This window comes from Nostoc sp. (assembly GCF_036917535.1).
GTDB lineage: Bacteria > Cyanobacteriota > Cyanobacteriia > Cyanobacteriales > Nostocaceae > Nostoc.
In genome coordinates this window covers 1-16946 of record NZ_JBALDA010000113.1, presented here as the reverse complement: position 1 = coordinate 16946, position 16946 = coordinate 1, and the positions used below count along the sequence as shown (strand labels likewise).

Here is a 16946-nt window from a genome sequence, read left to right as displayed (position 1 = left end):
AATTGACATTTAATTCATCGCTTAATTAATAATTGCCATCTAATTAGTCGTAAAACATAAAAAAGGACGCTTAATTTGTCGCACAAACCTGTAAGTAGTTTTTTACGGGTTTAATTCCTGAAAGTCATGATATATACTGATTTGTAGTTAATAAAATCTTTGGACAAATAATTTGTCGCTTTGGTCAAATAATTCGTCGCTCTACAGTAGGGAACAATAAGCGCATTCCCCTAGCTCCCAATCAGCAGGGATTGGGAATGGTGTCTCACAGTTAGTACATTTTGTTAATAAACCCAACTGGTGGCGATCGCATTTAAGTTTATCCTTATACTGCCACTCAATTCTGTGACAAGGTACTTCTGCACAACAAGCAGCACATAACCAAATTGGTCTAGGCTTCATCGTCACCCCATTGGGCATGTGTACTGTACATTCGTGCACTTGGCAAAAAACTAGTCTAAATTACTTAAAATTTTTCTTTAGCAGCTAACATTTGTAAAATCTTTTCTACATGATCTAACTCTCCAACGATTCGCCGAATTGGGTGAGGCCAAACCTTGACAAGGGTAGGAGTTGCAGAAACCTGATTTAGTTCTGCTTGTTCTGGATGACTTAAAACATCAATCACCTTCAAAGTATAAGGGTATCCGAGCGATCGCTCTAACAATTCGTGTAAATTTTGCAGAATGCGTTCAGTAGAACTGCTATGTCCTGCAACAAATAAGCGGAGAACATAGCCTTGAGTGATGGCTTCTTTTTTTTGTACTATTACTGGTTGGTGATATTTTGGCACAGGTTCAGAAAGGTCTAGACGGACAATTAAGTCATGATCCTCCCAAAGCTGCCCAAATGAAGAACGATAGGTTGTTAACACCATGCGATCACATAATCCCTCTTGCCAAGGAGCTGCTTGCCATACTAGTTCCCCTGTGCCAAAAATAGCATTAAGCAAAGTTTGTTGTCTAATTACAGCCGGATAAGCTTCAGCAAAAGTTCGCACTTGTTGAGTGCGCGGATCTAACCAATTGTCAATAGTTGCAGTATAACAAGGCACTAAAAAGTGTGGTGGCTCTGGTAAATCTAGAATTTCTTGCAAAGCCGAACACAAATGCAAATGCCATCGACCTTGCTTACTAGGGTCGATGCAGTAAATTAAATCTCCTCCAGGTGTAAATAGCGCAATGCCTTTAAACAGCTGGGGTGTAGATAGTTTATTTGTCGTCAAGTTATTCACAGAGGTTAGGGAACTAAAAGTAAAAATTCTCTCTTTTACCTTTTACCTTAGCTATAACCTCAACCAGGATCGCAAAGATATTTGAGATTGGGTAGTGCGAGATGAGAAAGCAGGGGAGACAAGGGACAAGGGGGACAAGGGGGAATTATTGAACAAGTCTCTCTCCGAAGTTCTGATGCCTATGGCGGGCTACGCCAACGCCGGAAGTCGGCGCTCAGACTTCTCTTTTTGTCTCCCCCATCTTCCTTGTCTACCTTGTCTCTTCTCTATACCCAATGCTCCATGCCCCATGCCCAATGCCCAATCGTTAAACTCGACCTCGGAGAAATTGTGCCATTTCGTTAGGAGTTGGTGACATTTCCAAAGCAGTTTCTTCAGTGATTCGTCCGTCTTGATAGAGATTTAGCAATGACTGATTCATCGTAATCATGCCGTCAAAGCCAGCTTGTTTCATCAGCTCGCCAATTTCATCATACTTACCGTCTTTGATCCATTCCTTAATCGCCTCAGTATTGATCAGCACATCGTGGAAAGCAGCCCGCTTCCCGTCAGTTGTGCGACACAAACCTTGAGCAATTACTGCCACTAAAGACTCAGAAATTGCTACCCGCATTGCATCCTGTTCATCACCAGAATAGAGGTTGAGAATCCGCTCAATGGTTTTGACAGCGCTATTGGTGTGCAAAGTTCCCATGACTAAGTGACCGGTCTGAGCGGCTTTTAGGGCGGTGTTAACTGTTTCCTTGTCCCGCATTTCCCCCACCAGAATCAAATCTGGATCTTCCCGCAAAGCTGCTTTCAAAGCGTTGTCAAATTTCCGGGTATGCATTCCCACTTCCCGCTGTTTGACTAAAGACTTGCGGCTTTGATGGACAAATTCTATTGGGTCTTCAATGGTGATGATATGTTTGGCCATTTCCTTATTGATGTAGTCAATCATCGCTGCCATTGTGGTGGACTTACCAGAACCAGTGGGCCCCGTCACCAAAATTAAACCTTTATGGTGGTGACAAATATCCCGAAAAACTGGAGGTAATCTTAACTGTTCCATAGTTAAGATTTTTAGCGGAATCAACCGCAACACCATTGCAGGCCCTTTCAGGGAGCCAAAAACATTAATCCGCACGCGAGCAAATTCGTATTGAGTTGCTCCGTCAAATTCTAAGGATTCTTCAAAGCGCTGAATTTCTCCCTCACTCATCACCTCCCGCAACCAACTCATAAAAGTTTCTTTATCTGTTTCTGGATAATCCCCTGATTGAATTTCTCCTCGGCTGCGAAAGCGGGGTGGTTCACCTACACCCAAATGCAAGTCAGAATATCCTTGATCGTAAGCTTCTCTGATTAACTTCTCTAAAGTAAGTTCTGAACTGCTGTTTTGAGGGCGAACTGAATTAGGTATTGGCGGTGGACTACCCGGACGATGACCTGCAACAGGCAAATTAGTGCCCCTATCCATTGACATATCGAGTGTTTGTGTCATCTGCCGCTGCGTACTAAAGGTTGGGATTGGCGGTGGTGGTGGCGGCATTGATGGTAGATTACGTCCGGCAGCAGAGTTAGAATTTAATGGAGACTGTAATTCTGTCATATATCTTCACATTTGGCAGTTAAAAAGTTGAATTAATGAGAAGTAAAGTCACTTGCTTTGATGACTTTTGGAGAATGCTTGTTTGCAAGCCTTAGCGGTGATAGAAGGCGATTAAAACTCTAGAACCACGGTCAATCTATCTCATCTACCTCAATTGGTATCTTTTATTTCCTAAGATTTCATTACTCAGAATATTTAGATAGATTATTTAACCTATCTAAACTGGTTTAACACATGTAGTAACTCAAAAGACCTCAGTTAAAACACATAGAAAATTAGTATTTTTTAGTACTTGCAATCTTAAAAGTAAATATTCTCATGACTTAGATGAGAAATTTCTCCTACACATGGGCACGAATTACCAGCAATTAACAGCACAAATACTAGCAGATCATTTATTCAGCAGATTTAAGAATTATGAGAAAGACTACTAATTTTTATAAGAAATGTTAAGTTTAATCGGAGTGATATCGTGGGAATCAAGGTTAAAAGCTCATACCTTTTAGGTTCTATACCTGAAGGTAGATGCAGTAAACAAGTTTTTTTAATAAATAGAAAATTGATTTTATATCCATAATTACAAAAAATTATCTGTAAAGTTTAGTAAACAAATGCTCATTTTTCCGATTAGTTTTTATATACTAAATTTCAACTGAAACAATTCAGTTTACTCGCAAAAAGTGAGATATTACTGAAATTAAAATTTGTTGTGTATTTTGGGAGGAAAAGTCATGGTTTCTGCTCAAAGCTCTAATCAAGGAAAGACCTACTCCTTGTTGATGATTAAAAGCTTTTTAATATGGACTTTTACATTAGCAGTATGTTTGTTGGTTGTGGGTTTTCCACTAGTTGTCTTGATGGCCACGGTCGGATGTCTGTTGTCGATTATCTTGCAATCTGTGATGCCTGTTAGTGCGGTTTTGCTTGTAGCAGGCGCTCTAATAATGTTTAATGTGATGGCAGTTGTATTGGCTGCGGGTGTGCTAACTGTTAAGGGAGTTCATCCTAGTGAAGTTAAATGGTTAAGCTGGCTGCATGGAGAGGCAGACCAAATGCAGGCTAGTGTTTACGCTGCTTGCCCTCTAACTTGTGAGATTAAATAGTTATTACAGGTTAATTAGACAAACAGTGCGTCTGCCCGGTTAAGCCGGGTTTTTTCATGATTTTCATAATTTTAACTTTTAAATAGTCATTACAGGTTAATTAAATAAACAATGCATTTGCCCGGTTAAGCCGGGTTTTTTTATATCTTATGTTGATTTATCCATTAATATTTATGGTTTATGTGAGGATTGACCGCCGACTATTGACCATAGACCATTGACTATAGACCATTGACTATAGATGGTAAATTACAGATGACTAATGACTAATCAAAAACGCGTTTGCATTATTTTAGGTACTCGCCCAGAAGCAATTAAACTCGCTCCAGTGATTCAGGTTTTCCAGAAGTCTTCAGAATTTCAGTTGCAAGTAATTCTAACTGGACAGCATCGGGAGATGGTTGAGCAAGTTATGCAACTGTTTAATATCAAGTCGGATTATAACTTGGAAATTATGCAGGTTCAGCAATCTCTAAATGATATTACTTGCCGTAGTTTACAAGGGTTAGAAGCATTATTTAAAGTGGAAAAGCCAGATTTTATAATTGTGCAGGGAGATACTACCACTGCTTTTGCCGCAGCTTTGGCAGCTTTTTATCAAAAAATTCCTGTTGGTCATGTAGAAGCAGGGTTAAGAACTGATGATATCTTTAATCCTTATCCAGAAGAAGCTAATCGCCGATTGATTTCTCAAATTACTCAGTTGCACTTTGCACCGACTCCTTGGGCTGTGGAAAATTTGCATCGTTCTGGTGTTTTGGGTGAAATTCACATGACGGGTAACACGGTAATTGATGCATTATTGAATGTCGCTGCAACCCAAGTAGTTTGTGATGTCCCAGGCTTAAACTGGGAATCATATCGGGTTATGTTAGCAACAGTTCATCGTCGGGAGAATTGGGGAGAACCTCTGTTAGCGATCGCTCAGGCGTTTTTACAAATTTTAGACAAGTTTCCTGATACAGCTTTACTGCTACCATTGCACCGCAATCCCACAGTGCGAGTCCCGTTACAAGAACTTTTAGGGAATCATCCCCGAATTTTCTTGACAGATCCTCTCGATTATGGCGAATTGGTGGGAGCGATTAGGCGATCGCATCTTTTGCTCACTGACTCTGGCGGCTTACAAGAAGAAGCCCCCAGCTTGGGAAAACCAGTACTAGTTTTGAGAGACACCACCGAAAGACCAGAGGCTATTGTAGCTGGTACAGCCAAACTTGTTGGCACTACAACTGAGAACATTTTTGCAGCTGCTGCTGAGTTACTCAGTTACTCAGATGCTTATGAAGCGATGGCAAACGCCATCAATCCCTTTGGGGATGGTCATGCAGCAGAGCGCATTTTGCAGATTGTACAAAATTACCTTCATGGGTAAGAAAGTTCGTAGTAAGGACTAAAGTGCTTACTACAAACCCTTGTGCGCGGTGGAAATAAACAACCCATTTCCAATCAACGAAACGTTTACCTGTAAGTAGAACGGCGTAAATATTTATAGTTAGGATGAGACAGGAGACAGAAGGCAGAAGGCAGGAGAGAAAAGGTTTTAGCCTTATTTATCTTTCTTAACATAGTTGTGTTTTTCCACTGACTTACTTATTTCTTTTGACTTTTGACTTTTGATTTTTGACTTCCGCCTTGCGGTACTAGCCTTTACCGAACCACGAGATTTTCCAAGGGTGGCTTCTGGCTAAATACCCAGAGCTGCTCTAGTTTCGGGGCCGACTACACCATCTACAAGTAGACCTTTACTTGCCTGAAAGCTTCGGACTCGGCTAACTGTTTCTTGACCGTAAACTCCATCAACTCTAAGATTACCCAAAGCTGTTTGAACATCTCTGACGAGCAGACCTCTAGAACCAGGGGTAAGAATTACTGGACCGCCAACACCACCGGGTCTGGTTACAGGACGATTGTTAGGTCTATCACCAATCCATCGGGCAAAAACGTATTTACCTGTAGAAAGTCTGGCAAAACCGTTTTCATATCGTTCAATTGCTGGAAGTGTTGCGCCATTTGCTACACAGTCCACATACGAGTAGTTGGTGCTTGGGCCTGAACGGACACGTAAACAACTGCCATTAGTCTTTACATAAGCAGCCGAACTCATTTGAATTTGGGTAAGAGCAGCAAGTAATACACCAACACCAGCTAACGCTAACCAAGCCGAAGATTTAAACAGTTTTTTCCAATTTAATTGAGGTTTAGGAAGATTATAATTAGTGTTTCCAGATGCCTCTTCTTGAGCAATAAACATCTGAGAATAAGCAAGATATTCCATAATGCATTCCTTGATATGAAAAAATGAGTACTTGCAGAGAATCACTTGCGTTGTTCTCTGTATTTATTCTTAGTATATTTTATATCACTACCTTTGAATAGGCTTTTACTACTAGCGAAATTAATAAAAATTGAAAAAGGCAGGGGGCAGAAGGCAGCTACGCTGGAGGTTTTATTAAGAAGAGGATTCAAACCTCTCCTTAATAAGAGCGACCTTTCTTAAAATTTGGTTGGGGTTTTAAACCGCAAGTTCGCTACGGTTACACGCAGAAGTTAAAAGTCAGTTTCCCTCCTGCCTCCTGCCTCGTAACTCCTGCCTTTCTCGATAAAATTAGTCAGAAGATTCCTGAGAAAAAGCATCGCCTGATGATTTAGGATAAAAATCACCAGGCGTTGGCATAGTCTTTCGTAGAAATTGTATTTTTACAAGAAATAAAATTTAGTTAAAGCTTTCTTGCTTACTGGCTTCTGCCTTGTTGCATTCCAATATCTCAAGTGTATTGTCGATTCCAGTTAAATCAGCAACTATAAAAGCTAATTCGTCTAAGTCTATAGGCTTACATCGATATATATCATAACCTAATAATAATGCCATATTACGGTCTTCTTCGGAAGCAGATGCCGTTAGAGCAATAGCTGGAATCTTTCTCCCTCGCTTTGCTTCCAGATTTCTGGCCTTCAAGAGCAGTGAGTAGCCGTCTTCATCTGGTAAATAAATGTCACTAATTAGAATGTCTGGTTTAAAAAATGACATTATTTCTATAGCCTCCTCTGCTGAAGCAGCAGTGATAATCTTTGCTTCACCTAATTCAAATAGGTAGGTAAGTAATATTCTTGTATCAAAGTCGTTATCAACAACTAGCAATCGCAGACCTTTAAAAGACATCGATTGATTAGACATTATTTTCACTGCTACATAGCTCAAAAACTTGAAATAGTAATTAGATCAAAAGTTATATATTTATTAATGCTATTTGATCCATACTTTACTAAATCTTAAAGGAACTAACTAGCAGGTGTCTGTCCGGTGTCGCACATAGTAACTTAAAATAATTCATTGGCATCGCACCTTGGCTAATTCTCCAGCAACCGAGCAAATTCGTTTTGGATGACTCGATAACACTCGCAGGAAGTTGCTGACAAATCCTCTCGGTTGAGGATGCTAATATGACCACGCTGGTAGCGAATCATTCTGGTTTTGCTCAGGGTATTAGCCGCCACTGTCACACCGGAGCGCCGTACACCCAGCATCTGGGCGATAAATTCTTGTGTGAGTAGAAAATCCTCTGATTGCAAGCGGTCAGAGACTGTGAGAAGCCAACGAGCCAGCCGCTGCTTTACGGTATGAAAACGGTTGCAGGCACATCCTTGCACCAATTCAGTATATACAGTTTGTACATAGCGCAGCAGCAGCTTTTGAATAGCTCCACCCTGATTTAACTCGGTTTTAAGTACATCTGCATCCAGCTGCATAGCAGCACCCGAAACCTGCACAAACGCTTTTGTGGTTGTTGTGTCACCTCCTAAAATTATTGGGATACCTAGCATCCCTTCATTGCTCACGATCCCAACTTCCATCATTGAGCCATCATCCATACTAGCGACTAAAGAAACTGCTCCGTGTTGGGGAAAATAGACGTGTGCGATCGGTTCTCCTGGTTCGTAAATGACTTGCCGAGTCGAAAGCGAAACTAACTTCAGGTGTGGAACAAGACGCTGATAATCACTAGTTGGTAAAGCCGCGAGTAACCTATTTACCTGCGGCTTAAAAGTGTCTTCGCTCACTGAAACATTAAAAAATAAATTTGCTTGCTCAAAATACTTTAAATCAAGTTACTTTTGCAAGTCTGTTCGGTTTCGCACACGTAACTCAAAAAAATTTTTTGGCTCGGTTATTGGGCATTTTGCCCAATAACCGAGCAAATTCGTTTTGTATGACTCGATAACACTCGCAGGAAGTTGCTTCCAAATCTTCTCTGTTCAAAATGCTAATATGACCACGTTTGTAACTGATCATTCCGGCTTGGCTGAGGGTGCTAGCCGCTACTGTCACGCCGGAACGACGTACACCTAGCATTTGAGCGATAAATTCTTGCGTGAGCAAAAAATCTTCTGATTCCATACGATCAGAGACTGTCAGTAACCAGCGAGCCAGCCGTTCGTCCAGTGTATGCAGACGGTTGCAGGCAGCTGCTTGGGCCAGTTCCGAGTATATAGCTTGTACGTAGCACAGCAACAGGTTTTGAAGCGCTTCGCCTCGATTGAACTCGGCTCTAAGTACATCTGCATTCATCTGCATAGCAGTGCCCGAAATCTGTACAAATGATGTTGTGGTTGTGATTCTGTTTCCTAAAATTACCGGGATACCGACCATACCTTCACTGCTCACTATCCCAACTTCCGCCGTTGAGCCATCTTCCATAGTGGTAACTATAGAAATCATTGACTTTTCAGGAAAATACACCTGTGTGATTGGTTCGCCTGCTTTGAAAAGGATTTGGTGAACTTCGAGGGAAACTAGTTTTAGATGGGGGACAAGACGCTGATACTCACTAGCTGGCAAAGCTGCAAGCAGCTTATTTGATGGTTGCTGAAAGATATTTTCATCTAATGACATTAGATGCCAGTCTCCTTAAACTAGGTGACTTTAGAAAAGCCAACTCAGGGCACAAGGAAAGTATTTAAGGATCAGACCCTAAATAAACACAGGAACAATCTAAAAAAGTTTAAATCAACACATCTGTTTAAGTCTGTGCTCTTACGCACATAGAAACTTAATAAAAACTTATTTTCGCCGTTTATTAGGTTTATTGCCCAATAAACGAGCAAATTCATCGCATTATGCTAACGCAGTAACATACCCCACGCCTTAAATCATATTGTCATAGACATGAGTATTATTGTCAGCGCGATCAGAGCAAAAAAGTCCTGGTTATGCAAGTCATTAAAACCCTAAATCTTTGTCATTGCTATCAGCTGTTGTAAACTCTCGCAAGTAAGTTTGGTATATTTTGATGACCGTGAAAACAAGCTACTTAGAGCTAAATATATTAAAATGAACATTTATTAAGCTTTAGTTATAGAAGAATATTAAGATTTTTTGAAAACCTACGGTAACTTTAGCAATTTACTGTAGTATAAATTTAGGCTAAAATAGTCTATTTCACAAATACTCAATAAAAGCAAGTATTTTCTACTACAAATTTATAATTTTTTTTACTTCAAACTAGCTTACTTATCTGGTTCATCTATGCAATAATAAACAATTATGTCCATTAAATACGGTTTGTTTATCGATTTTTAGTAGTAAACACAAATATTGATTTGTATTTGCTGAAAAATTTATATTGGCTAAGTGCCGAATCCAGTATTGTTTGAAGCTAATTTACTTAAAAATAATAGCGCTCTTGACAAAATGCCAAATCTCCAACAAAAATATCACTGTTCAATCGAGTGAAGTAAATAACAACGTAGAAATATGAAGTATAACCAACTTGGCAAGAGTGACTTAAAAGTTTCGGAAATTTGTTTGGGCACTATGACTTATGGACAGCAAAATACTATTGAAGAAGCCCACGAGCAGCTAAATTATTCTATTGCCCAAGGAGTCAACTTTATTGATGCAGCTGAGATGTATCCTGTCCCACCAAGTGGCAAAACTTATGGATTAACTGAAACTTTTATTGGGGAATGGTTAAAGCGTCAACAAAGAGATCAACTTATTATAGCTACTAAGATTGCGGGCCCTGGTCGAGGCTTTAAATGGTTACGTGGTGGAGCCGAAGCAATTGACCGTGATAATATCAAACAAGCTGTAGATGATAGTCTAAAAAGATTACAGACAGACTATATTGATCTATACCAAATTCACTGGCCCGACCGCTACGTACCAAGGTTTGGACAAACGGTATTCGATCTGACTCAGGTGAAAGAAACGGTTCCCATTACTGAACAGCTAGCAGTTTTTGCCGATGTAATTAAAGCAGGGAAAATTCGCTATCTTGGTTTGAGTAACGAAACACCTTGGGGAGTTGCCCAATTTAGTAACGCTGCTAAACAATTAGGATTGCCCAAAGTTGTTTCGATTCAAAATGCTTACAACTTGCTGAATCGAGTATTTGACGGAGCCTTAGCAGAAGCAGTTTATCACGAAGAAATTGGGTTACTAGCTTATAGTCCTTTGGGATTTGGCTTCTTGACTGGCAAATATCTAAACGGCAAACCAGAAAAAGCCAGAGTCACTTTGTTTGATCATTTCGGTCAGCGCTATCTCAAACCAAAAGTAAGTCAAGCTGTATCAGCTTATGTAGAAATTGCCAAGCGCCATCAACTAAGTCCAGCGCATCTAGCTTTGGCATTTGTGCGGAGTCGTTGGTTTGTGGCTAGCACAATTATTGGTGCCACCACACTGAAGCAACTCAAAGAGAATTTAGAAAGTGTGAATGTAGTTCTCGACAAAGACATTTTGGAAGAGTTGGATATAGCTCATATTCAGTCGCCAAACCCAGCACCATAAACAATTAAAAATTCAAAATTCAAAATTCAAAATTAAAGACAGTTCGCCTTGTTACCAGGCTCCAGTCTGGTAACGCCTCCCTAGAGCCTTTGGCTCTCATTGTCAGAGTAGAAGTAGAGATGCGCGATGCACTCTGTCCTAGTTCTTAGATTCAAAACTAGATATTTAGCAGGTAAATATGACTTTTACAGCAACATCAATTGACCAAAATACTATTCGTCGTCGGGGTACTGGTTTAAAGGCTTACAATCCCGAAAAAGTATTTAAAGGATACACACTTTTCACACCCCTGACAGGTCAAGGTGAAGTCTACCTTCTGAACTTGGAAGGAGAAGTAGTACACCAGTGGAATCTGCCTTATCCACCAGGGTTATACGGTTATCTCTTACCCAATGGCAACCTTTTTTATAACGGTAAAACTCCACCAGAAGAACCACTACGTTTTGCTTTGTGGGCTGCGTTCAAAAGTGGCGTTGTTTTAGAAGCAGATCCCAAGGGAAATATTATCTGGGAATATAAGCATCCAGATCATCATCACGATGGACGCAGACTAGCCAATGGCAACACAATTATACTCGCTATTGAAAAGATACCTCAATCTTTGGTTCCTCGAATCAAAGGCGGTGTACCAGGTACAGAACCCGATGGTGATATCTATGCAGATATGCTTTATGAGGTGACTCCAGCCGGTGAAATCGTTTGGACTTGGCACGCCCACGAACACCTCGATCCAGATATATTTACGATTACACCCCAAGATCATCGACATGAATGGACTCATGGGAATACTGTGGGTGAACTCACTGATGGCAACATTATAGTCAGCTTTCGTAATATCTCCACAGTTGTCATTGTCGATCGCAAAACTGGAGAAATCATCTGGACGCTGGGTAATGACGTGCTAGCACAGCAGCACTTCCCGAACGAATTAGCTAACGGTAATATCCTGATTTTCGACAATGGCGCACATCGTCGTAACATTGCTCTCAATTTCTCGCGTGTGATTGAGGTGAACCGCCAAACAAAACAGATAGTTTGGGAGTACACCGATAATCCGCCCCAAAATTTCTTCAGTGCATACATATCAGGAGCGCAACGTTTAGCCAATGGCAATACCTTGATTACAGAAGGTGCTTACGGTCGAATATTCGAGGTGACAGTTGCCGGAGAAATTGTTTGGGAATACATCAATCCCCACTTTGCATCTCGGAATATTCCAGGTGAGAAGTCGCCGGTAACTCGTGGAGAGCAAAATACAGTCTTCCGTGCCTTCCGTTATGCACCTGAAGAAGTGCCCTGGCTTTAGGAGAAGGCAGAGGGGCAGGGGAGCAGGGGGAGGAGGGGGGAATTAGTGATTTCTCAACCAAGGTGATGGATTATTAATCATATTCACCAAACCGGATAAAACTTGGTTGTAATTTGCATAAATTTCTCGTCCTACTTCTACATTCATGTAATTGCATTTGACAGCAAATTCAATCCAAGTTTGGGTTTCTGCTGCTTCAGCCTGTCTGCGACACGCTTCGCGAACACAATCATTTAATTTAGCGATAAAAGCAGCTTCATAACGCCGTTCTCTCCATGCTTCAGCTAAATTAGCACAAACAGAACGTGATAGCGAAGCGGTAGCGAGTCTTCTCCCAAGGGGAGACGCTAAGAGCGAACGAGCGTCGGATCTACGAATTTGATCAGTTAACGAATATCTCTCCTCTACAAGGAACTTCTTTGATAACTCAAAAATTTTCATTGCCGCTTCAAAGGCAATTTTATAAATCCCCAAATCTTTATGATCTTTGATTGCTTCTTTATTCATTGGTTTACCTCACCTACCTCCCCTGCCTCCCCTGCTCTCTTCACCATGATCTCACTTTTTCACGTTGCTCTCTTCCTATTCTCTACCCTCACAATTTTGGGTTATTTGAGTATTACTCCAGTTTCAAATGCTTAGTGTCGAGAATTTCTCACGCTACACCCACCTCAAAGAGGTTTTGTGACACTAACAATTTAAGATTTGGGATTTTGGATTCAAATTCAATTCCCAATGGCGATTAACAAGTCCTATTTACTAAGGTACTTAAACATGGCTGAAATTAAAGTATACAGTGCAGTTGTTTGTCCTTATGCTCACCGTACCCGCTTGGTACTCCAAGAGAAAGGCATCGACTTCGATTTGATTGAGATTGATTTGCAAAATAAGCCTGAAGGATTTACCAAAGTTTCCCCCTATGGGAAAGTGCCTGCAATAACTCATGGCGATAACCGAATTTGGGAGTCAGCGGTAATTAACGAGTATCTTGATGAGGTATTTCCCAATCCACCACTGTTACCCAGCAGCCCCATTGATAGGGCACAGGCTCGCATTTGGATTGATTTTGCTAACACCAGGTTTGTTCCCGCTTTTTCTACCCTGCTGCGGAGTTCAGATCCCGAAAAACAAGAGGAAGCTAAACAGGAACTATCTAAACATCTGGAATTCATTGAAAACGAAGGTTTAGCAAAGCTTTCTAAAGAAGGCCCTTACTGGTTTGGTGAATCCATCAGTTTGGTCGATTTCACCTATTTCCCTTGGTTTGAACGTTGGGCTGCACTCAAGCAGTATCGCGGTTTTGGAATACCAGAGCAATTTACCCGTCTACGTCAATGGAAACATGCTTTGAAAGAGCGTGAATCGGTAAAAGCGATCGCTCACTCTAAAGAATTCTACATCGAGCGATATGCTAAATTCGCTGCACCTACTCTTGCTGCTGTTTAAACGTAATTCATAACTATGTTTCAAGTGGGGTTTTTATCCCACTTGAAACATATAATTTAACTCTTGAAAATTACGAATTACTAATTACAACTTTACCAAAGTGACCCGCACTTTTAAGGTAATGATAAGCCTCCCGTGCTTCAGTAAAAGAGAAAACTCGATCAATAATCGGTTTGAGTTGATGCTGTTGCAGCGCCTGATTCATCGCCTCAAACATTTCTCTACTGCCAACATAAATTCCCTGAACTGTTAAACTCTTAAAAAGTATTGGCATGGGGTCAATTTCATTTCCTCTGCCAGATAATATGCCAATCAAACTAATACGTCCCCCAATACGAACTGCTTGCAGCGATTTTGGCAGAGTACCTGCACCGCCTACCTCAACTACATGATCTACACCTGTACGATTGGTTAATTGATAAACTTGCTTTTCCCAATCTGGTGTTATTTTGTAGTTGATTGTCTCGTCAGCACCAAGCTGTTTCGCTCGTACCAACTTTTCATCACTGCTGGAAGTAATAATCGCTCTAGCACCATGTATCTTGGCAAACTGGAGAGCAAAAATTGAAACTCCTCCAGTACCGAGTAATAAAACACTATCACCTGCACCAATATTGCCTTTTGTCACCAATCCGTGCCAAGCTGTGACTGCTGCACAGGGCAAAGTTGCACCTTCAATATAGGATAAGTTATCAGGTAATATCACTAAACCATCTTGGTGTAATACGACATATTCAGCCAGCATTCCATCGATACCACCTCCCAGATCGGATTTCATTTTCTCTTTGGTTAAAGAGGCATAAATCCAGTCTTGGAAGAAAATACCAGCGACGCGATCGCCTATTTTCACCCGTGTCACACCTTCCCCCAGCGCCACAACTTCTCCCGCACCGTCAGACATGGGAATTAACGGATATTTCTGTCCAGCACCATAAGCTCCTTCAATAACCAGCAAATCGCGATAATTTAAAGATGTTGCCTTTACTTGAATCAAAACTTGTCCAGGTGCGGGTTTTGGTTCAGGGCGATCAACTAATGCCAGGGAATCAATTCCGGCGTTGCTTTGAATTTCGTAAGCTTTCATGGATGTACTTGTTCTAGCTACAACTTTGGTATTGTAGCTAGGGTAAAAAAGAATCAACAGACGTAGCAAGTGCTACGTCTGTTGAAGGGTTTTGGATAACGCATATTTAATTTCATTAGTACAACACGGCGTAAATAAACATACCATTCAAAATGACGCGAAAGCCCGGAATACAACACTTTTGACTTCTGCGCAGCGGTACTAGTAGGGTTGCCCTCATCCCCTAACCCCTTCTCCCATATTGAGAGAAGGGGAACTGGATGCTACAGAGAATCTATGAACTGCTGTACTTTTTCTAAAAGTGGCTGATATTTAATTTGCTCTGCTAACTCTTGGGCATTTTGGTAGCACGATCGCGCCATTTTTTTGCGTTTCGTGGTGGCGTAAAGGTTTCCCATATTTAGCAAAGTTGAAATTTCTCCGAGATTATCGCCCAGTTCTTGATAAACTACAATGGCTTGCTTGTAGAACTTCATTGCTTGGCGATGCTCTGCTAGGGTACTGTAGGTAAAACCAATGTTGTGGAGGGTTGTTGCTTCACCAGAGCGATCGCTGATTGCTCGACGTGTCAAAAGAACTTGATTGTAGAGCAATAGTGCTTCTTTAGGTTTTCCTAAATCATGATAGACAGAGGCAATATTGTTCAAGGTCGTTGCTTCTGCAAGTAAATTCTTGACAGCTCGTTGAATTGGCAGTGCTGCTTGAAAAAATTCTAGCGCTTGCTCAAACTTGCCTAAGACATTGTAAGCAAATCCAATGCCATTGAGCGTTGTGGCTTCACCAGAAAAGTCATCTAACAATCGCCGCATCCTCAAAATTTGGTGTTGTAGCAATAGTGACCGTTTCGGTTCTCCTAAGCGGGTATAAATTAGAGCTATATCATTAAGAGTAGAAACTTCATTTTGGGTATCTTGCGATCGCCTAAAGATTGGTAGAGCTTTGTCAAAATATTCCAACGCTTGCCAAAAGCGTCCAAGATGGCTGTAGGTAGAACCCAGATTGCTAAGTGCAGTTGCCTCTGCTGAGGTGTTGCCAATTTCAATAGCAACCGAAAGCGCCTGATGAAAGAGCTCTAATGCTTTTTGAGGTTGCCTGCAACTGAGGTGAGCTAAACCGAGGTCGTTTAATGTATAACCTTCTCTGGCTCGGTCTGGAATTGCTCTAGCTAAGTGTAAATTTTTGGTTGCAAGATCGAGAGACTCTTGAAATTTCCCCCGTTGGTAGTAGCGGTTTGCTTCGTCACGACGTTGTTCCCATTCTTTGACTTGATTTAAAGGTTGCGTCATCTGACCTCAGTTGCATTCTGCGATAAGTAGGTAGGACATCTCTTGGGAATGAACCCCTCTTAGGTTTCCCAAATTTTAACCTCAATCTTCTATCTTTAGATATAAGACGTAAACAGATAAGTATGCTATCCTTTCATACTTACAGGAATATTTATGAAGCAATTAATACAAATACTATAGGGGGCAATAGCAGTGCGCCCTCGGATTCCCGATTTATTTAAAAAGTTGGGAATCTTGTTGTCACATCGCTATTTTCAACTCAACCGTTGCCGCAACTACAAGGTCAGTAAAGGCAATGCTAGTTGACAACCTTGCTCGGCATTATAACCCTCTTTTGTCAGAGTGGGAAAACTTAATCGCTGAAATCCTTTTGGCACCCTAATTTCCGCTTTTTACCTAGAAATTTTAGTTACTGTTAGAAAATAAAGCCTCAAAGCTTGATTAATTCCAAGTCTCAGAATTTAGGTTCGATTATTGTTTTCCGAGAGTGACAAAACAGGGATAAGTAAATCGGTATGAATATTTATCATCAGGAAGAGGCAGAAGGCAGAAGGCAGGAGGCAGGAGGAAAGAGGATTTTAGCCTACTTTACTTTTATTAACATAGTTTGATTTTTCCACTCGTTCTACTTAAATCAAGCTCTTTATGCTGTAACCCAGTCAGCACACCCTGAAGACTTCCACCCCTTGAAAGTCCTTATATTTAGCAGTCGGTTCGCCAATGATTCTGTGGACATCCAAAAATTAAATTACTCAATTCCTGCATCTAAATACGACTATTAGATTTCTTCTCCCCCTGCTCCCCCTGCCTCCCCCTGCCTCCCCTGCTCCCTTTGCTCTTCAAAGCGATTGATTATTTTTTTATTTGGAAGTCCCCTGTGGGCTGCGGTTGTGAATCGTTTTGAGCCGCCAAATTAAATTAAACAGTGGCAAGATTTTTGGGTAGGAGACTGATAGTTTTAAGATTGCAAAATGTAAAGGGAATCATCCAAATCTTGAGGAATATAAGGTCTGGTTGAGTCGATGGGGGTTATTATTCCCCGCACCTCTCAGTTAAATCTGGGCGTGCGACTTTCACCGCACCCAGCTTCCGATGTTCTCAGC

Annotated in this window: 14 protein-coding genes and 1 pseudogene; 5 read left to right on the top strand and 10 right to left on the bottom strand. The window is 41.0% G+C overall.

Annotated elements, in window-relative coordinates; all coding sequences use genetic code 11:
* Positions 1-201: 201 nt before the first annotated feature.
* The 3 genes and pseudogenes from V7K56_RS36630 to V7K56_RS36620 all read right to left on the bottom strand — a co-directional run.
* A pseudogene (locus V7K56_RS36630) lies at positions 202-417 on the bottom strand (hypothetical protein); the annotation flags it as partial.
* Positions 418-466: 49 nt separating this feature from the next.
* The gene (locus tag V7K56_RS36625) at positions 467-1234 is read right to left on the bottom strand and encodes a circadian clock KaiB family protein (protein ID WP_334919055.1); all 768 of its coding nucleotides are present in this window, start codon (positions 1232-1234) and stop codon (positions 467-469) included.
* 307 nt (positions 1235-1541) lie between these two features.
* Positions 1542-2825 (bottom strand): type IV pilus twitching motility protein PilT, encoded by a 1284-nt coding sequence (locus tag V7K56_RS36620; RefSeq protein WP_334919053.1) that lies wholly within the window; start codon positions 2823-2825, stop codon positions 1542-1544.
* 731 nt (positions 2826-3556) lie between these two features.
* On the opposite strand from V7K56_RS36620, the gene V7K56_RS36615 reads away from it, so the two are divergent.
* The gene (locus V7K56_RS36615; RefSeq protein WP_334919052.1) at positions 3557-3928 is read left to right on the top strand and encodes a hypothetical protein; all 372 of its coding nucleotides are present in this window, start codon (positions 3557-3559) and stop codon (positions 3926-3928) included.
* Positions 3929-4190: 262 nt separating this feature from the next.
* Positions 4191-5303, top strand: a complete 1113-nt coding sequence (wecB, locus tag V7K56_RS36610) for a non-hydrolyzing UDP-N-acetylglucosamine 2-epimerase (protein WP_334919051.1) — start codon at positions 4191-4193, stop codon at positions 5301-5303.
* A gap of 312 nt (positions 5304-5615) precedes the next feature.
* On the opposite strand, the gene V7K56_RS36605 is transcribed toward wecB, so the two are convergent.
* From V7K56_RS36605 to V7K56_RS36590, 4 genes are all read right to left on the bottom strand, one after another.
* Positions 5616-6206, bottom strand: coding sequence for a peptidoglycan-binding protein (locus V7K56_RS36605; protein ID WP_334919050.1), 591 nt, complete (start codon positions 6204-6206; stop codon positions 5616-5618).
* A gap of 438 nt (positions 6207-6644) precedes the next feature.
* Entirely contained in the window at positions 6645-7106 is a 462-nt protein-coding gene (locus V7K56_RS36600) for a response regulator (protein WP_334919049.1), read from the bottom strand.
* Positions 7107-7279: 173 nt separating this feature from the next.
* On the bottom strand, positions 7280-7990 hold the full coding sequence (locus V7K56_RS36595; protein ID WP_334919047.1) for a Crp/Fnr family transcriptional regulator: 711 nt from the start codon (positions 7988-7990) through the stop codon (positions 7280-7282).
* Positions 7991-8075: 85 nt separating this feature from the next.
* Positions 8076-8822: a Crp/Fnr family transcriptional regulator gene (locus V7K56_RS36590; RefSeq protein ID WP_334919045.1), complete on the bottom strand. Its 747-nt coding sequence runs from the start codon at positions 8820-8822 to the stop codon at positions 8076-8078.
* A gap of 861 nt (positions 8823-9683) precedes the next feature.
* On the opposite strand from V7K56_RS36590, the gene V7K56_RS36585 reads away from it, so the two are divergent.
* The gene (locus V7K56_RS36585) at positions 9684-10721 is read left to right on the top strand and encodes an NADP(H)-dependent aldo-keto reductase (RefSeq protein WP_334919043.1); all 1038 of its coding nucleotides are present in this window, start codon (positions 9684-9686) and stop codon (positions 10719-10721) included.
* Between the two features lie 178 nt (positions 10722-10899).
* Positions 10900-12027 (top strand): aryl-sulfate sulfotransferase, encoded by a 1128-nt coding sequence (locus tag V7K56_RS36580; RefSeq protein WP_334919041.1) that lies wholly within the window; start codon positions 10900-10902, stop codon positions 12025-12027.
* A 42-nt stretch (positions 12028-12069) separates the two neighbouring features.
* Here the strand turns inward: V7K56_RS36580 and V7K56_RS36575 are convergent, their stop codons facing one another.
* The gene (locus V7K56_RS36575; RefSeq protein WP_334919039.1) at positions 12070-12534 is read right to left on the bottom strand and encodes a four helix bundle protein; all 465 of its coding nucleotides are present in this window, start codon (positions 12532-12534) and stop codon (positions 12070-12072) included.
* Between the two features lie 267 nt (positions 12535-12801).
* Between V7K56_RS36575 and V7K56_RS36570 the strand changes: the two genes are divergently transcribed.
* Positions 12802-13473 carry a glutathione S-transferase family protein gene (locus V7K56_RS36570; RefSeq protein WP_334919037.1) on the top strand — a complete coding sequence of 224 codons (672 nt, stop codon included), beginning with the start codon at positions 12802-12804 and terminating at the stop codon, positions 13471-13473.
* A 70-nt stretch (positions 13474-13543) separates the two neighbouring features.
* On the opposite strand, the gene V7K56_RS36565 is transcribed toward V7K56_RS36570, so the two are convergent.
* Both V7K56_RS36565 and V7K56_RS36560 read right to left on the bottom strand, forming a co-directional pair.
* On the bottom strand, positions 13544-14557 hold the full coding sequence (locus V7K56_RS36565) for a zinc-dependent alcohol dehydrogenase family protein (RefSeq protein ID WP_334919035.1): 1014 nt from the start codon (positions 14555-14557) through the stop codon (positions 13544-13546).
* A 263-nt stretch (positions 14558-14820) separates the two neighbouring features.
* On the bottom strand, positions 14821-15843 hold the full coding sequence (locus V7K56_RS36560) for a tetratricopeptide repeat protein (protein WP_334919033.1): 1023 nt from the start codon (positions 15841-15843) through the stop codon (positions 14821-14823).
* Positions 15844-16946: the final 1103 nt, after the last annotated feature.